This window comes from Rhodococcus sp. T9N, assembly GCF_024436645.1.
GTDB lineage: Bacteria > Actinomycetota > Actinomycetes > Mycobacteriales > Mycobacteriaceae > Rhodococcus_F > Rhodococcus_F qingshengii.
The window spans coordinates 1-16,606 of sequence record NZ_JAMSKS010000019.1 but is presented as its reverse complement, the minus strand read 5'-3'; the positions used below and the strand labels follow the sequence as shown (position 1 = coordinate 16,606).

At 63.7% G+C, this 16,606-nt stretch carries 17 protein-coding genes; 9 read left to right on the top strand and 8 right to left on the bottom strand.

The genetic code is table 11. The annotated features are described in order from the left end of the window. Positions 1–20 precede the first annotated feature (20 nt). On the top strand, positions 21–344 hold the full coding sequence (locus M1L53_RS25335; RefSeq protein ID WP_003944521.1) for a type II toxin-antitoxin system VapB family antitoxin: 324 nt from the start codon (positions 21–23) through the stop codon (positions 342–344). A 26-nt stretch (positions 345–370) separates the two neighbouring features. Here the strand turns inward: M1L53_RS25335 and M1L53_RS25330 are convergent, their stop codons facing one another. Further along, positions 371–991 carry a CG0192-related protein gene (locus tag M1L53_RS25330; protein ID WP_054187696.1) on the bottom strand — a complete coding sequence of 207 codons (621 nt, stop codon included), beginning with the start codon at positions 989–991 and terminating at the stop codon, positions 371–373. Positions 992–1,026: 35 nt separating this feature from the next. Then, positions 1,027–2,253, bottom strand: a complete 1,227-nt coding sequence (hemW, locus tag M1L53_RS25325) for a radical SAM family heme chaperone HemW (protein ID WP_042450186.1) — start codon at positions 2,251–2,253, stop codon at positions 1,027–1,029. Positions 2,254–2,755: 502 nt separating this feature from the next. On the opposite strand from hemW, the gene M1L53_RS25320 reads away from it, so the two are divergent. From M1L53_RS25320 to M1L53_RS25290, 7 genes are all read left to right on the top strand, one after another. After that, positions 2,756–4,486: a nitrite/sulfite reductase gene (locus tag M1L53_RS25320; protein ID WP_042450188.1), complete on the top strand. Its 1,731-nt coding sequence runs from the start codon at positions 2,756–2,758 to the stop codon at positions 4,484–4,486. After that, a complete protein-coding gene (locus tag M1L53_RS25315; protein ID WP_047270796.1) occupies positions 4,483–5,196 on the top strand; it encodes a phosphoadenylyl-sulfate reductase in 714 nt (237 codons plus the stop codon). Before M1L53_RS25320 ends, M1L53_RS25315 begins: the two co-directional genes overlap by 4 nt. Beyond that, positions 5,193–6,128 (top strand): sulfate adenylyltransferase subunit CysD, encoded by a 936-nt coding sequence (cysD, locus tag M1L53_RS25310; protein ID WP_007731054.1) that lies wholly within the window; start codon positions 5,193–5,195, stop codon positions 6,126–6,128. Before M1L53_RS25315 ends, cysD begins: the two co-directional genes overlap by 4 nt. Further along, positions 6,128–7,414 carry a sulfate adenylyltransferase subunit 1 gene (locus M1L53_RS25305; RefSeq protein ID WP_020969973.1) on the top strand — a complete coding sequence of 429 codons (1,287 nt, stop codon included), beginning with the start codon at positions 6,128–6,130 and terminating at the stop codon, positions 7,412–7,414. The genes cysD and M1L53_RS25305 overlap by 1 nt, the downstream gene beginning before the upstream one ends. A 4-nt stretch (positions 7,415–7,418) precedes the next feature. Then, positions 7,419–8,174, top strand: a complete 756-nt coding sequence (locus tag M1L53_RS25300; protein WP_007731050.1) for a sirohydrochlorin chelatase — start codon at positions 7,419–7,421, stop codon at positions 8,172–8,174. 94 nt (positions 8,175–8,268) lie between these two features. Next, positions 8,269–9,045: a DUF998 domain-containing protein gene (locus tag M1L53_RS25295; RefSeq protein ID WP_030536614.1), complete on the top strand. Its 777-nt coding sequence runs from the start codon at positions 8,269–8,271 to the stop codon at positions 9,043–9,045. A gap of 55 nt (positions 9,046–9,100) precedes the next feature. After that, complete coding sequence (locus tag M1L53_RS25290; protein ID WP_003944544.1) at positions 9,101–9,997, top strand: universal stress protein; 897 nt, start codon at positions 9,101–9,103, stop codon at positions 9,995–9,997. 125 nt (positions 9,998–10,122) lie between these two features. Here the strand turns inward: M1L53_RS25290 and M1L53_RS25285 are convergent, their stop codons facing one another. The 6 genes from M1L53_RS25285 to M1L53_RS25265 form a co-directional block, all read right to left on the bottom strand. Beyond that, positions 10,123–11,172: a sulfate/molybdate ABC transporter ATP-binding protein gene (locus M1L53_RS25285; protein ID WP_007731046.1), complete on the bottom strand. Its 1,050-nt coding sequence runs from the start codon at positions 11,170–11,172 to the stop codon at positions 10,123–10,125. After that, positions 11,169–11,975: a sulfate ABC transporter permease subunit CysW gene (gene cysW, locus M1L53_RS25280; RefSeq protein WP_003944503.1), complete on the bottom strand. Its 807-nt coding sequence runs from the start codon at positions 11,973–11,975 to the stop codon at positions 11,169–11,171. Before cysW ends, M1L53_RS25285 begins: the two co-directional genes overlap by 4 nt. Then, positions 11,972–12,820, bottom strand: a complete 849-nt coding sequence (gene cysT / locus M1L53_RS25275) for a sulfate ABC transporter permease subunit CysT (protein ID WP_030536617.1) — start codon at positions 12,818–12,820, stop codon at positions 11,972–11,974. Before cysT ends, cysW begins: the two co-directional genes overlap by 4 nt. A gap of 7 nt (positions 12,821–12,827) precedes the next feature. After that, positions 12,828–13,859, bottom strand: a complete 1,032-nt coding sequence (locus M1L53_RS25270) for a sulfate ABC transporter substrate-binding protein (RefSeq protein ID WP_003944569.1) — start codon at positions 13,857–13,859, stop codon at positions 12,828–12,830. A gap of 196 nt (positions 13,860–14,055) precedes the next feature. Beyond that, on the bottom strand, positions 14,056–14,145 hold the full coding sequence (locus M1L53_RS34815) for an Ms4533A family Cys-rich leader peptide (protein WP_309599318.1): 90 nt from the start codon (positions 14,143–14,145) through the stop codon (positions 14,056–14,058). A gap of 123 nt (positions 14,146–14,268) precedes the next feature. Continuing rightward, positions 14,269–14,475, bottom strand: a complete 207-nt coding sequence (locus M1L53_RS25265; protein ID WP_003944489.1) for a hypothetical protein — start codon at positions 14,473–14,475, stop codon at positions 14,269–14,271. An 82-nt stretch (positions 14,476–14,557) separates the two neighbouring features. On the opposite strand from M1L53_RS25265, the gene M1L53_RS25260 reads away from it, so the two are divergent. Beyond that, positions 14,558–16,516: a glycoside hydrolase family 15 protein gene (locus M1L53_RS25260; RefSeq protein WP_003944557.1), complete on the top strand. Its 1,959-nt coding sequence runs from the start codon at positions 14,558–14,560 to the stop codon at positions 16,514–16,516. The last annotated feature ends 90 nt before the right edge of the window (positions 16,517–16,606 follow it).

Sequence of the window (16,606 nt, the reverse complement as noted above, 5' to 3'; positions counted from 1 at the left end):
AACCATGGACAAGGCGGCACATGATCTTCAAAGGCGTGATGGACGGCAAACCGTATCCCGATCACGGACTGTCTCTACGCGACTGGTCGAAGTTCCCTCCACGTCAGGTTCGACTCGACGAGATCGTGACCACCACGAAGGTCCTCGAACTCGATCGCCTGCTGTCGGAGGACTCGACCTTCTACGGCGATCTGTTCCCGCACGCAGTGCAGTGGCGCGGCACTCTCTACCTCGAGGACGGTCTGCACCGAGCGGTTCGTTCGGCCCTGCGAAACCGCGTCGTGCTGCACGCGCGTGTCTTCGACTTCGACGCGATGCCCGGTGTCATCGAGGGAGTCCGCTGACGCTCACGCGACTCGGGTACCGAGACTCAACCGACGAACGCGAGCAGTGCGGGATTCGTCTGCCCCGGCCAGGTTCCGGTGAGCGTTGCCGAGCCTGACACTCGATCTGCGTCGATCACTCTCGCCACAGTCAGTTCCAGGCTTCCCGCGCGGATGATCGTGTCGGTGCCGACTGTCGAGCAGGTCACGGATTCCACTGCCGGTACGGAAGCGCCGGCCGTACCGCTGCCTACTACGTGAGCCGTCACGGGGATGTGATCGGCGGTGTCCGCGAAGACCAGTTCGACTCCGGCCCCACCCGTCAGAATCGCGGTCGCCACCGCGCTGACGTAGACCGGATCACAGCATGCGTCGTACACCCACCGTTCGCCGAGTACCGAATGATCCATGGTCGCGATCAGCGCGGTCTCCGCCCCGTCCAGCGGAGCACCACGATAAGTGAGCGGGACCTGAAGAATTCGACCGTCGGCAGAGCGCATCAGGTGCGTCTCGATTCCGACCTCACCGTCCGGGTCGTCGAAACGATAGGCGTCGACGCGTTCGAGCGTCGAACAGTCGACCGACCCGAGCCACGGCTGCTTGGGCACCCACGCTCGGAGCAGGTCGTTCTTGGACGGATTCAGCTGCGCACGATGAATGATGGCCACCACGGCCACATTACGCGGCGAAGGATGGTTGCGCGTCAGGTCAGGATCGTGCGAATCACCGCATCGGCGAGCAGGCGACCACGGTCGGTGAGAACCACGTGATCGTTCTCGATCACGGCCAACCCGTCGACTACCACCTGTTCGGCCGAAAGACGTTCGGATGCAGACAGTTCCGACAACGGAAGTCCCGTACGCAACCGTGCGGTCAGCATGACTCGCTCCATGTGTTCGTCCTCGGCGGTCAGTTCTTCGCTGCCGCCGACGGGAAGTTCGCCGAGCGCCAACTGTTCCGCGTACCGCGCCGGGTGCTTGACGTTCCACCACCGCACTCCGCCGACGTGGCTGTGCGCGCCCGGACCGGCACCCCACCAGTCACCGCCGTCCCAGTAGCCGAGGTTGTGACGACACCGGGTGTCACCGGAGTCCGCGGTTTCCGCCTTTGCCCAGTTGGAGACCTCGTACCACCGCAAGCCTGCCTCGGACAGGCGTGAATCGATTCGTTCGTACCGCGAGGCCAGCACGTCGTCGTCCGGGGCGGGCAGCTCGCCGCGCCTGACCTTGCGAGCCATGGCGGTGCCGTCCTCGACGATCAACGCGTAGGCCGAGACGTGATCGACATCGGCGGAGAGAACCGCATCGAGAGAGGCGTCCAGATCTTGATCGCGCTCCCCTGGCGTTCCATAGATCAAATCCAAGTTCACGTGCGAAAAACCAGCTGCGCGAGCCTCTTTCGCGGCAGCGACGGCGCGACCGGGAGTGTGGGTGCGGTCGAGGATCTTCAGAACGTGCTGGGCGGCCGACTGCATGCCGAGGGAAATCCGGGTGAATCCCGCACTGCGGAGAGCACCGAAGAACTCCGGCGACGTCGATTCGGGGTTCGATTCCGTGGTCACTTCGGCGCCGGACGCCAAGCCGAAGCTGCTCCGCACCGCCGACAGCACGTCGGACAATCCGTCGCCACCGAGCAGCGACGGCGTTCCACCGCCCACGAACACCGTCTCCGCCGCCGGGGCGCCCGTCATCTCGGCCGCGAGATCGAGTTCGCGCCGCAGACCCTCCAGCCACGACTGCGGCGACGCCGAGGTTCCGAGCTCACCGGCCGTGTAGGTGTTGAAATCGCAGTACCCACACCTGGTGGCACAGAACGGGACGTGGATGTAGATCCCGAACGGCCGTTTCCCGACACCCTCGAGCGATCGCGCGGGCAAGGCGAAGGGCGTCGCCTCGCTCTGTCGAGTGGGAGTCGTGCTGGTGGCATTCACACCTCCAGTGTCCCAGCATCCGGAACGCACACCTATTCAGCCTGCGATGCAGGTCGGCGTATGGCTTGAACTCGATATTTCCCCCGTTTTTCGTGGAAATATGCGCCCGAGTCGGAATTATCGAGTTGACGTGGCACAATGGACCGCATGACCGGACTCGGAGTGCGACTTGTGGCGCGTCGCCATGTCGACTTCAAGCGTGTGTGCAGCTCGTCGTGTCTGCACCTGTGTAGCTGTTGATCTTTCACTGATCTTCCAGCCTTTCCCGCTCATCTCCATCTGCTTCACCGAAACACTCTCTGCAGAGACATGCCTTTTCAGGGACGCAGCTTCTCCAGCTGTTCGTTTTCGTGAGCACACCTGCCGGCCGCGAGCTTTCCGAGACCGAGGACAGCCCCCTCGATTTCCGACACGGACCGGTGCGTCCCGATCAGACACCGCCACAGTTCATCGATAGTGCGTGCCGCGTGCCGATCAACCGCCCAGATCCAGGAGTTCATCGATGACGTCGACCACCGACGCCGCCACACCCGCCGATTCGGCAGCAGCTGCCGAAGCCCGGCCTGCACGCGCTGCGCGTCCCGCCAAGCGTCGCGCCGAAGGTCAGTGGGCCCTCGGTTACCGCGAGCCTCTCAACGCCAACGAGCAGGCCAAGAAGGACGACAACCCGCTCAACGTTCGGGCCCGCATCGAGAACATCTACTCCAAGCAGGGCTTCGACAGCATCGACAAGGGCGACCTTCGCGGCCGCTTCCGCTGGTGGGGTCTCTACACCCAGCGCGAAGAAGGCTACGACGGCACCTTCACCGGCGACGAGAACATCGACCTGCTCGAGGCCAAGTACTTCATGATGCGCGTGCGTTGCGACGCCGGCGCTCTGAACGTCGAGCAGCTGCGCACCATCGCCGGTATCTCGAAGGAATTCGGCCGGAACACCGCCGACCTGTCGGACCGTGAGAACGTTCAGTTCCACTGGATCGAAGTCGAGAACGTCCCGGAGATCTGGAAGCGCCTCGAAGCCGTCGGGCTCAAGACCACCGAAGCGTGCGGTGACTGCCCTCGCGTCGTCCTCGGTTCTCCCCTGGCCGGCGAATCGCTCGACGAGGTCCTCGATCCCACCCCGGCGATCGACGAGATCGTGCGCCGCTACATCGGCGACCCCAAGTACTCCAACCTGCCGCGCAAGTTCAAGACCGCTATCTCCGGTCAGCAGGATGTTGTTCACGAGATCAACGACATCGCCTTCATCGGCGTGAACCACCCCGAGCACGGCCCGGGCCTCGACCTCTGGGTCGGCGGCGGACTGTCCACCAACCCGATGCTGGCGCAGCGCGTCGGCGCCTGGATTCCGCTCGACGAGGTCCCCGATGTCTGGGAGGGCGTCGTCTCGATCTTCCGTGACTACGGCTACCGCCGTCTGCGCGCGAAGGCCAGGCTCAAGTTCCTCGTCAAGGACTGGGGTATCGAGAAGTTCCGCGAGGTTCTCGAGACCGAGTACCTGAAGCGTCCGCTCATCGACGGCCCCGCGCCCGAGAAGCCCAAGCGCCCGATCGATCACGTCGGTATCCAGAAGACCCGCAACGGCCACAACGCAGTCGGTTTCGCTCCGATCGCCGGCCGCGTCTCGGGAGACATCCTGGCTCAGGTCGCCGACGCCGCCGAGAAGGCCGGCAGCGACCGGATCCGCTTCACTCCGTACCAGAAGCTGATCATCCTCGACGTCGCCGACGAGACGCTCGAGCCGCTCATCGCCGATCTCGACGCGCTGGGTCTTCCCGCCCGTCCGTCGCACTGGCGCAAGAACCTGATGGCCTGCTCCGGCATCGAGTTCTGCAAGCTCTCGTTCGCCGAGACCCGCAAGCGTTCGCAGGTGCTCGTGCCCGAACTCGAACAGCGTCTTGCCGACATCAACAGCCAGCTCGACGTGCCGATCACCATCAACATCAACGGTTGCCCCAACTCCTGCGCTCGCTCGCAGATCGCCGACATCGGCTTCAAGGGCCAGCTCGTCGACGACGGTGAGGGGAATCAAGTCGAGGGTTTCCAGGTTCACCTGGGAGGCAGCCTCGGATTCGACAGCGCCTTCGGACGCAAGCTGCGCCAGCACAAGGTCACCAGCGTCGAGATGGGTGACTACATCGACCGCGTCGTACGTCAGTTCGTCAAGAACCGCAACGAAGGTGAACGGTTCGCCGAATGGGCAGTGCGCGCAGACGAAGGAGATTTGCGATGACAGTGGACATTTCGCGAGCAACTGCCGACGAGCTTCGGTCCATCGCCGAGCGCGGTGCAATAGAACTCGACGGAGCCAGCGCACAGGAACTGTTGCAGTGGACCGAGGACACGTTCGGTGACTCGTACATCGTGGCGTCGAACATGCAGGACGGGGTGTTGGTTCACCTTGCCGCACAGGTGCATCCGGGCGTCGACGTACTCTTCCTCGACACCGGCTACCACTTCCCCGAAACCATCGGCACGCGTGACGCGGTCGAGCAGGTGTACGGCGTCAACGTCATCAACGCTCGTGCGCTGGCAAGCGTCGCCGAGCAGGATGTCGCCGAGGGCAAGGATCTGTTCGCCCGTGATCCCAACCGCTGCTGCGCACTACGCAAAGTCGCGCCGCTCAAGCAGACACTGTCCGGGTACAGCGCGTGGGTGACCGGCATCCGCCGCGTCGAAGCGCCCACCCGCGCCAACGCTCCCCTGATCTCCTTCGACGAAGCCTTCGGACTCGTGAAGATCAACCCGATCGCTCCCTGGTCGGACGAGGAGATGCAGAACTACATCGATACCAATTCCATCCTCGTCAATCCCCTTGTCGACGAGGGATATCCGTCCATCGGCTGCGCACCCTGCACCAGCAAGCCAGCCCCCGGCAGCGATCCGCGTAGCGGTCGTTGGGCCGGTGCCTCCAAGACAGAATGCGGGTTGCACGCATCATGACAGTTGACTTGACACCTTCGCGGCCTCAGCTCGACGGCACACAGTTCGATACTCTCGATGCCCTCGAGTCCGAAGCGATCCACATCTTCCGAGAGGTGGCCGGCGAGTTCGAACGCCCGGTCATTCTCTTCTCGGGCGGTAAGGACTCCACCGTGCTGCTGCACCTGGCGATCAAGGCATTCTGGCCTGCGCCGTTGCCGTTCACCCTGCTGCATGTCGACACCGGCCACAACCTGCAGGAAGTCCTCGACTTCCGCGACCACGTGGTGGCCAAGTACAACCTGCGCCTGCACGTGGCCAGCGTCGAGGAGTACATCGCGGACGGCCGCCTCACCGAGCGTCCCGACGGTATCCGCAATCCTCTGCAGACCGTGCCGTTGCTGGACGCGATCTCCGAGAACCGCTTCGACGCCGTCTTCGGTGGCGCTCGCCGCGACGAGGAGCGGGCCCGCGCCAAGGAGCGGATCTTCTCGCTGCGCAACGCTTTCGGTCAGTGGGACCCCAAGAAGCAGCGCCCGGAACTGTGGAACCTGTACAACGGTCGCCACTCCCCCGGCGAGCAGGTGCGCGTCTTCCCGCTCAGCAACTTCACCGAGCTGGACATCTGGCGTTACATCGCCCGCGACAACGTCGAACTCGCCAGCATCTACTACGCCCACCAGCGTCCGGTGTACCAGCGCGACGGCATGTGGATGACGCCCGGCGTCTGGGGTGGACCGGCTGACGGCGAAGAGCTGCAGACCCTTTCGGTGCGTTACCGCACCGTCGGCGACGGTTCGACCACCGGCGCAGTCCTCTCCGATGCCGCTGACAACGAGGCCATCCTGGCCGAGGTTGCGGCATCACGTTTGACCGAGCGCGGCGCGACCCGTGGCGACGACCGAGTTTCCGAAGCGGCCATGGAAGACCGCAAGCGAGAGGGCTACTTCTGATGAGCGATCTGCTCAGACTGGCAACTGCCGGCAGCGTCGACGACGGAAAGTCCACCCTCGTGGGCCGTCTGTTGTACGACACGAAATCCGTTCTCGCCGACCAGATCGACGCCGTGACCCGTGCGTCGGTGGACCGCGGTCTCGACACCCCTGACCTCTCCCTCCTGGTGGACGGACTGCGCGCCGAGCGTGAGCAGGGCATCACCATCGACGTGGCGTACCGCTACTTTGCGACCCCCAAGCGCACCTTCGTGCTCGCCGATACACCGGGCCACGTGCAGTACACCCGCAACACGGTCTCCGGTGCCTCGACGGCTCAGCTCGTGATCCTGCTGGTCGATGCTCGCAAGGGCGTCATCGCGCAGACTCGCAGGCACGCAGCGGTTCTCGCGTTGCTCGGTGTCCCGAAGCTCGTTCTCGCCGTGAACAAGATCGACCTCGTCGAGAACCCCGAAGAGGTCTTCACCTCGATCTCCGCCGAGTTCAACGAACTCACCAGCTCACTTGGCTGGGCAAGCGAAGACGTCGTCGAGATCCCGGTGTCGGCACTGCACGGTGACAACGTCGCCATCCGCTCCGACAAGACCCCGTACTACACCGGCCCCACACTGATCGAGCACCTCGAGTCGATTCCGGTCGACGCCGAGCCACATCGCGTCGGTCTGCGTTTCCCGGTGCAGTACGTGATCCGCCCCCGCACCGCAGAGTTCCTCGACTACCGCGGCTACGCCGGTCAGGTCGCTGCCGGTTCCGTCGTGCCCGGCGACGAAGTGGTGATCCTGCCCTCGGGTACGCGCACCACCGTCACACGTATCGACACGGCCGACGGCGAACTGGACGTCGCCCACGCCGGACGCAGCGTCACGCTGATCCTGGCCGACGACGTCGACGTCTCACGCGGCGACACCATCGCATCGCCGTCCGACGCACCCGAGCCGATCGGCGAATTCGACGCCACTGTCTGCTGGCTGGCCGAGAAGTCGCTGCGCCCCGGTGCACGTCTGCTGCTCAAGCACGGCACGCGAACGACGCAGGCCATCGTGGGCAGCTTGGTGGAACGCTTCAACGAGCAGGACCTCACCACGGATCAGGGCCCGGACACTCTCGAGCTCAACGAGATCGGCAAGATCTCGATCCGGGTGGCCGAGCCGATCGTGGCTGACGACTACGCCGTCAACCGCCACACCGGCAGCTTCCTGCTGATCGATCCCGCTGGTGGAAACACTCTCGCAGCCGGCCTGGTGGGCGACGTCATTTCCGCTGTCGAATTGGGCGAGCGCGTCTAAGTCGATGGTTCCGCTCATCGCTGTTGCGCACGGCAGCCGTGACCCCCGTTCTGCTCGGGTGATCGCGGCTGCTGTGGCAGCTCTTCGTGAAGTCCGGCCAGACCTCGATGTCCGGCTGGCGTTCCTCGACCTCAATGCACCGTCCATCGATCAGGTCCTGGACGGAGTTGCACACGACGGCCACACTCACGCCGTTGTTGTTCCGATGCTGCTGGGCAATGCCTTCCACGCCCGGGTAGATCTGCCCGGACTCTTGGCCGCTGCCGCGACACGCCACCCCCAGTTGACCGTGTTCCAAGCAGACGTGCTGGGTCGCGATGCTCGGCTGATCGAGGCAGTACGCGAGCGAATTCTCGAAGCGGGTGCCCGCCCGGACGATCCGTCGGTCGGTGTCGCTCTTGCGGCAGTCGGCTCGTCCGACGCGCGCGCCAATGCCGCGACCGCAGAATTGGCGTCCACTCTCCTCGGCGGAACCAACTGGTCGGGCGTTCGAATCTGTTTCGCGACATCCGCGGAACCGACAGTTGCCCAGGCGATCTCCGCACTCGAGCAGGACGGCGCCGAACGTGTTGTCGTCGCACCGTGGTTCTTGGCTCCCGGCCTACTGACCGATCGACTCAGCGCTGCCGCAGCAACTGCATGTCCGCGCGCGCGTTTCGCCGACACGATCGGTGGGCACTCTCTACTGATCGAAACGATGATCGACCGTTACCGACAAGTCGCTGATGCACTACCCGACCGTCTGGTCCGCTCCGCCTGATCCGGTTTCACAGGCCGTTATCAGATTGTTACCGTAGTGTTGGATCTGTCCAGCTCGCGAAGGTACCTCCTTCGCCTGCGAAACAGATCTTTGGGTGCAATCCCCTCAGAGCGCCGCGAGAGGGAACACCATCACTCACAATCTTCGCCTCGGCACAGCCGGCATCGCATGGGTCCTGTCGGTGCTCTACCTGCTTGTCGAAATCTTCACAGCCGGAGCATGGAAGACGCCGTACAGCTTCGCGCGCGACTCCATCAGTTCGCTGGGCGTGACGACATGCAGCGTGGATTCGTGTTCGCCGATGCACGACGTGATGAACGCGGCCTTCATGATCCTCGGTGCGCTCACCATCCTCGGTGCAGCCTTGCTGCACAAGTACATTCCGGACGGTCGTGCGAAGAAGTGGATTCTCGGTCTTGCCGTCGTCGTTGCATTGAGCACCGCGGCCACCGGCCTCTTCCCGGCGAACGACGGGACCTTCGTTCATTGGACCGCCGTACTTCCCGGCTTCGTCGCACGTCATGCCGTTCTCGTCCTCATGGCAATTCAATTCTGGAAGCACAGCAAATGGATCGCAGTGTGGTCAGGGCTGTGCGCGGCTACCGGAATCGTCGGTGCCGTACTGCTTCTCGGACGAACCCTCACTTTCGGCCTTGGTGAACGCCTGACGCTGTACCCGCTGCCTATGTGGATGGCCGTCACCGGCGTCGCGGCCCTGCTCGCGTTGATGCGCCGAACCGTGTTGAAGAACGTGGAACTGACACTGTCCGGTAACGGATTCATCACCGCTCTGTTGTCGTTGCGCCCGCGTCGATCTCGCGCGGCAGTGCCCACCGACGTTCTCGCACCACGGGAGCTGACCGGTTTGTAGCGAACCGGGGGTGAGCAGGGACACACTGGTAAGGAGGCGACGCGAGGAGACTTCCATGACCAGTGCATCTGTTCGACACGGAATCGTGGCCGGTATCGACGGCTCGGCAAGCGCGGTCAACGCCGCGAGGTGGGCAGCTTCGGCTGCAAAGAGATTCGACGAACCACTTCGCCTGACCCACGTGCTGCCAGGACAACCCGAGTCCGGTGGCGGTACAAACGTCACCGACGAAGAGATGTTCGACCACCACCTTCGCGTCGAGGGTGCAAAACTGCTCGACGAGGCCGAGGACGCCATCCGCGATGATCACACCGACGTCACCGTCGAACGTGGCCTCGTGACCGGTACTCCCGCAACCACACTCGTCGAACTCTCGAAGTCGGCTCGCATCGTTGCACTGGGTCAGGCCGGCACCAGCGAAATGCAGTCCGTGTTTCTCGGATCCGACACCATTCGGGTGGTCAACCGCGCGCACTGTCCCGTGGCCGTATTCCGCGGTACGGGTGATCACGCGATGGCCGACACCAGGCCCATCGTCGTCGGCGTCGACGGGAGCAAGCTCAGCGAACTCGCCGTCGCGCATGCCTTCGAATTTGCCGCGTTCCTCGGCGCACCTTTGGTTGCGGTCCACACGTGGAACGAGCACGCCTCGCTGGGCGGGTACTCCGAAGCCAGGCGCTTCGTCGACTGGGGACCGTACGAACAGCATGAGCATGCACTGCTGTCCGAGTGCCTCGCCGGCTGGACGGAGAAGTACCCCGATGTCGAAGTCACCCGCAGTGTCCAGCGCAGCGGACCGATGAAGGCACTGCTCGAGCACTCGGCGGAAGCGCAACTCGTAGTCGTCGGTAGCCACGGCCGCAGCCCGTTCATGGCGTCGATAGTCGGATCGACCAGTCAGAGCCTCATCCACCACGCCCAATGCCCGGTCCTCGTCTGCCGAGAGGGCTGAACTCGTCTCGCTGTTGCCCGGCCCCCAACTCTGAGCGAACGGCACTTTCGGCGCCATCAGGAGGCCGAAAGTGCCGTTCGCTCAAACAGGAGTGGGGGTACAACAGGTCGAACAGGGCGAGCGGGTCATACCTGGCCGACCACGCTCACCGTGACCGGCTCCTGCACCGGCGTCGACACCGGGGTCTCCGGCAGATCCGGCACCCGGGTAGCACGCGCGTACACCGTCTCCCCCGCCTCGAGGTGCAGCGCTGCACTGTCACCGCGCGTGACCTGAGCCGAGAAGAGCTCGCCGGTTGCCTCGTTGCGCAGGTCCACTCGAACCTCGAAGCCGAGGTACACGACGCGCTCGACTGTTGCGCGTGTGACGCCGAGCGACTCGGCCGTTCCGGATTCCTGCGCGAGAGCCATGCTCGGATCGCGGCCGAGGCGGATGTCGTGCGGACGGACCAACTGCCCGTTGAGCTTCGCGACGGATCCGAGGAAGGACATCACGAAGTCGTTGGACGGGCGGTCGTACAGGTCGGCAGGTTCACCGATCTGCTCGATCCGCCCCTTGTTCAGCACCGCGATGCGGTCGGCGACGTCGAGAGCCTCTTCCTGGTCGTGGGTGACCAGGACGGTGGTGACGTGCACCTCGTCGTGCAGGCGACGCAACCACGTGCGCAGGTCGGCACGCACCTTCGCGTCGAGCGCGCCGAAGGGCTCGTCGAGCAGGAGCACCTGTGGATCCACAGCCAGAGCGCGCGCCAACGCCATGCGCTGACGCTGACCGCCGGAGAGCTGCGCGGGGTACCGATGCTGAAACCCGTCGAGACCGACGATCCCCAGTAGTTCGTTGACCTTCTTCTCGATCTCCGGCTTCGGGCGCTTGCGGATCTTGAGCCCGAACGCCACGTTGTCCCGCACGGTCATGTGCTTGAACGCCGCGTAGTGCTGGAACACGAAACCGATGTCACGCTTCTGCGGCGAGACGCCGGTGACGTCCTTGCCTGCGATGGTGATGGTTCCCGAATCGAGTTCTTCGAGCCCTGCGATCGAACGCAGCAACGTCGACTTTCCCGAGCCACTGGGCCCGAGCAATGCCGTCAACGAACCCGAGGGAATGTTGACCGTCACGTCGTCGAGCGCCGCGAAATCACCGTAGTTCTTGCGGGCCCCGGTCACTGTGATCATGTGGTGCTCCTCTTACGGTCCAGCAGCGTCATCAGCAACAGGACAATGATGGCGATGCCCATCAGCAGCGTTGCCGCCGAATACGCACCAAAGGTGTTGTGGTCGTCGATGTATCGCGAGTGCACCAGCAATGTCAGTGTCTGGGATACCCCCGGGAAGCCGGAAGAGACCATGATGACTGCGCCGAATTCACCGAGCGAACGCGCCACCGTCAACACGATTCCGTACGTCAGGCCCCAACGGATCGCGGGCAAGGTGATCCGCCAGAACGTCTGCCAGCCCGAGGCACCGAGCGTCGCGGCCGCTTGTTCCTGCTCGTCGCCGATCTCGTGAAGTACGGGTTCGACTTCCCGGACGACGAAGGGCAGCGTCACGAAAATCGTCGCGATCACCATGCCTGGCAACCCGAAGATGACTTTGAACCCCAACGATTCGATGCCGCCGAACCAACCGTTGGCACCCCACAGGAGAATCAACGACACACCGACGACGACGGGCGAGACCGCGAAGGGCAGGTCGACCACCGACTGCAGAACTCCGCGGCCCGGGAAACGCCCACGCACGAGTGCCAGAGCCGTGACGACACCGAACACCACGTTGATCGGAACCACGATCGCCACGATGATCAGCGAAAGATTCAGCGCGGAAATCGCTGCCGGTGTCGTGATCGATTCGAGAAACGGGCCGATTCCGTTCTCGAACGTTCGCGTCAGGATCACACCGATCGGCACGACCAGCAACACGAACAGGTAGACGAGAGCGATGGTCCGCAGACCGATCTTCGATCCTCTGGACACGTTCATCGGGAACTCTCCTCACGTCGCTGTCCCCGCGAGGCGAAGATTCGCAGGACGAACAGCGTCACGAATGCGATGGCCAGCAACGCTACCGAGACGGCAGCGGCGTTGGTCGGACGATCGATCTCGATCTGCTGCTGAATGTACTGCGACGTCATCTGTGTCACGCGTGGGATGTTGCCGCCGATCAGAACGACCGAGCCGTATTCACCGATCGCTCTGGCGAACGCGAGGCCCGCACCGGAGATGACGGCAGGCGCCAACGTCGGGAGAACAACCGAGCGAAAGATCGTCCAGTTGGAAGCTCCCAACGACGCAGCGGCTTCCTCGACTTCGCGGTCGACCTCCATCAGCACCGGCTGCACGGAACGGACGACGAACGGCAAGGTCACGAAGGCCAATGCCACGATCAGTCCGGGCTGAGTTGCATTGAGATGGATGTCGATCGGTGACTGCGGGCCGTAGAGGGACAGCAGCACGATCGATGCCACGATGGTCGGTAGCGCGAACGGCAGATCGATCATCGAGTTGACGATGCGCTTGCCCGGGAAGTCGTCCCGGACCAGCACCCACGCGATGATCGTGCCCATCACGACGTTGATCAATGCCACGATCACCGAGACCAACAACGTCACGCGCAACGACGCCAAGGCGACGGGTGCGGTGACGGCGTCCCAGAATCCGGAGATCCCCTCGTCGAACGCGGTGGCGGTCAACGCGGCGAGCGGAAGCAGAACGATGACGGAGAGCCACAGGGTGGCCACTCCGATTCCGAGCGGCCCCACACTCCCCGTGACCCGCGCGAGTTTTCGCCGACGAGCCACGGGGGTGGGGTCAATAGTGTCAGTCACGTCAGTCTTACTTGGTCGCGTTGTCGTAGATCACTGCGATCGAACCGGTGTCCTTGGTGAACAGAGCACTGTCCACGGCCTTCCAGCCGCCGAGGTCTGCAATGGTCCACAGCTTGGTCGGCTCGGGGAACTTGTCGGTGAACTTGGCAGCGACGGCGGGATCCACGGGACGGAATCCTGCTTCGGCCCAGAGCGTCTGACCCTCGGTCGTGTACAGGTAGTCCTTGAACGCGGTCGCCTTGTCGAGGACCTTGCTGTTCGAGATCACGGCAACGGGGTTCTCGATCTTGAAGGTCGTGGGCGGGGTGACGTGCTCGACCGGGTCGCCGTTGCCTTCGATGAACAGTGCCTCGTTCTCGTAACTGATCAGAACGTCACCGCTACCCTGCAGGAAGGCTTCCGAAGCCTCGCGTCCCGACTTGGGCTGGATCTTGACGTGGTCGTTGACCAAGGCGGTGACGTAGTCGAGACCCGCCTGCGGGTTCTTGCCACCGTCGCTCTTCGCGGCGTACGGCGCCAAGAGGTTCCACTTGGCCGAGCCGGAGCTGAACGGGTTCGGCGTGACGACCTCGAGGCCGGGCTGAAGCAGGTCGTCCCAGTCTTTGATGCCCTTCGGGTTGCCCGGACGCGTCACGATGGTGACTACCGATCCGAACGGAATTCCGTTGTAGGCGTCCTGGTTCCAGTTCTGATCTACCAGACCGGCATCGACCAGACGGGTGATGTCGGGCTCGACGGAGAAGTTGACGAAGTCTGCCTCGGCACCGTCCTTCACCTTGCGCGACTGGTCGCCCGAGGCGCCGTAGGAAGGATTGAAGTTGACGTTCTTGCCCTCGTCGGTCGCCTGGAAGGCTGCGGTGAGCTTGTCGAAGCCAGGCTTCGGCACGGCGTAGGCGAACAGGTTGATCGTGCCGGCGCTACCGTCGCTGGCGGCGCTGTCACCACCCACGGTGTCGCTCGAGCCACCACTGCACGCTGTGAGTACCACGGCCCCCATGGTCGCGATAGCAGTGAGAAGTGTGCGGGAACGGCGTTTCATTGCAGGTACCTTCCTGAAAGGACTGACAAACGAGGGTTGGTCAAACGACAAGTCCGAGACCTCTGGGGCTGATTCCATCGGGATGTTCAGACATGGAGAGCCGACGGGCGATGAGCCCTGAATCGGGGGCGCGAGTTACGCGCAGAGAAGTTCGAGTGGGGTGCGCAGCACCACCGGAGAGGTCGAACTCAGGAAATCAACAACAGGCGACGTCAGCGACGTCGAGCATGCCGACAGCAATCAACGCCAACTGGTGGCGGATTACGGGAGCTGTTGCTTCGGACACGCGGTGGACTTTAGCAGAGCACCGGCGCCCGCTCTAATCGGGAGAACTAACGGGTGAGAAGCCACGCGACGATCACGAGGAGAATCAGGGCTATCAGGGCGAGAGTGACCCGTGAGCGGGGCATCAGCTTTCCTCTACTTCTCGAGAATTCCTACGCAACCAGCCGAAGAGCGGCAGAGCGAGAACGGCGGCCAACGCGCGATCCAGACCGATGGCCACCAGGCGGCACAGCGGAACGACGACGATCAGGACCAACGCGACCTGCGGGATGAACGGGAGCCCCGCCATCCACAGCTCGAAGCTGTCCCACCAATCCGCTATCCGATCCACGCCAACACCCTATCCTTCGGACGATACGGTCCCGACAGCGTGTGGATTGGACGTGTGCCGATTCTGGCCGGATGATGGCCGAATGAGTGCTGACGACGAAGTGGTGCAGACGATTCCTCCCGCCTCCACGGGTCACCATCGAAGCAACTTTCCCCCGATCGACGACTATGCGTTTCTTTCCGATTGCGAAACCTCGTGCCTGATTGCCCGTAACGGATCTGTCGAGTGGATGTGCGTTCCCCGCCCGGACTCCCCAAGCGTGTTCGGTGCCATCCTCGACCGCAGCGCAGGCCATTTCCGTATCGGCCCCTACGGCCAGAACGTGCCGGCCGCTCGGCGCTATCTGCCGGGTGGACTCATTCTCGAGACCACCTGGCAGACCGAGACCGGCTGGCTCGTCGTCCGCGACGCCCTGGTTCTCGGTCCCTGGCACAACGTCGACAAGCGATCGAACACGCACAAGCGCACACCGACCGACTGGGATGCCGAACACACCCTTCTCCGTACGGTCAAATGCGTCAGCGGCACCGTCGAACTCGAGATGAGCTGTGAGCCCGCGTTCGACTATCACCGTGGCACGGCGAATTGGGAGTACACCGGAAAGGTCTACGAGGAAGCAACGGCAACGTGTCGCTCCGCCAAGCCCGGCGACCATCCCACTCTGCGCTTGACCACCGATCTCCGACTGGGTCTGGAAGGTCGTGAGGCACGGGCCCGGACGCGACTGGTCGAAGGCGACAACGTGTACGTCGCGCTCTCGTGGTCGGATCTTCCCGCGCCGCAGACGTTCGACGAGGCCGCCGACAAGATGTGGCAGACGTCGAAGTCCTGGCGTGAGTGGGTGACGATCGGCAAGTTCCCCGATCACCCGTGGCGCGGATACCTACAGCGCAGTGCGCTCACACTCAAGGGGCTCACCTACGCACCGACCGGAGCCCTACTCGCGGCTTCGACGACCTCGCTACCGGAAACACCAGGCGGAGAACGCAACTGGGACTATCGCTACGCGTGGGTTCGCGATTCCACCTTCGCACTGTGGGGCCTCTACACGCTCGGGTTGGACCGTGAGGCCAACGACTTCTTCAACTTCATCTACGACGTGTCGAGTTCGGACAACGGTCAGCCGCATCCCTTGCAGGTGATGTACGGCATCGGCGGCGAGCGCACGCTCGAGGAATCCGAACTCAACCATCTGTCCGGCTACGACGGCGCCCGTCCGGTGCGTATCGGCAACGGGGCGTTCGATCAACAGCAGCACGACATCTGGGGCACCATGCTCGACTCGGTGTACCTCCACATCCGTACCCGCGAGCGCGTCCCCGAGGCGTTGTGGCCGCTGCTCAAGAAGCAGGTCGAGGAAGCGATCAAGCATTGGCGCCAGCCCGACCGCGGGATCTGGGAGGTGCGCGGTGAACCGCAGCACTTCACGTCGTCGAAGATCATGTGCTGGGTCGCTCTCGATCGCGGCGCCAAGCTGGCAGAGATGCAGGGCGAGAAGAGCTTTGCACAGCAATGGACGGCCATCGCGGACGAGATCAAGGCCGACATCCTCGCGCACGGTGTCGACTCGCGCGGAGTTCTGACACAGCGGTACGGCCACGATTCACTCGACGCGTCGCTCTTGTTGGCACCGCTGCTGCGCTTCCTGCCGGCCGACGATCCGCGCATCCGGGCGACGGTGCTGGCGATCGCCGACGAGCTCACCGAAGAGGGGTTGGTCCTGCGCTATCGCGTCGACACCACCGACGACGGATTGAGCGGAGAAGAGGGCACGTTCACCATCTGCTCCTTCTGGCTCGTCTCCGCCCTCGTCGAGATCGGCGAACTGGATCGGGCAAAGCATCTCTGCGAGCGTCTGCTCGGGTTCGCGAGCCCGCTCAAGCTGTACGCGGAGGAGATCGACGCGCACACCGGTCGCCATCTGGGTAACTTCCCGCAGGCGTTCACACACCTGGCGCTGATCAACGCCGTGGTCCACGTGATCCGCGCCGAGGAAGCTGCCGAAGCCGGAGCTTTCCAGCCCGCGCACAACGCGACCTAGACCCCCTGCTGTGCGCCTTTATTAACCGCCCGCGTTTAATAAAGGCGCACAGCAGTTTCTAGGCGTAGTCCAACGCACCTTCGGCTGGTG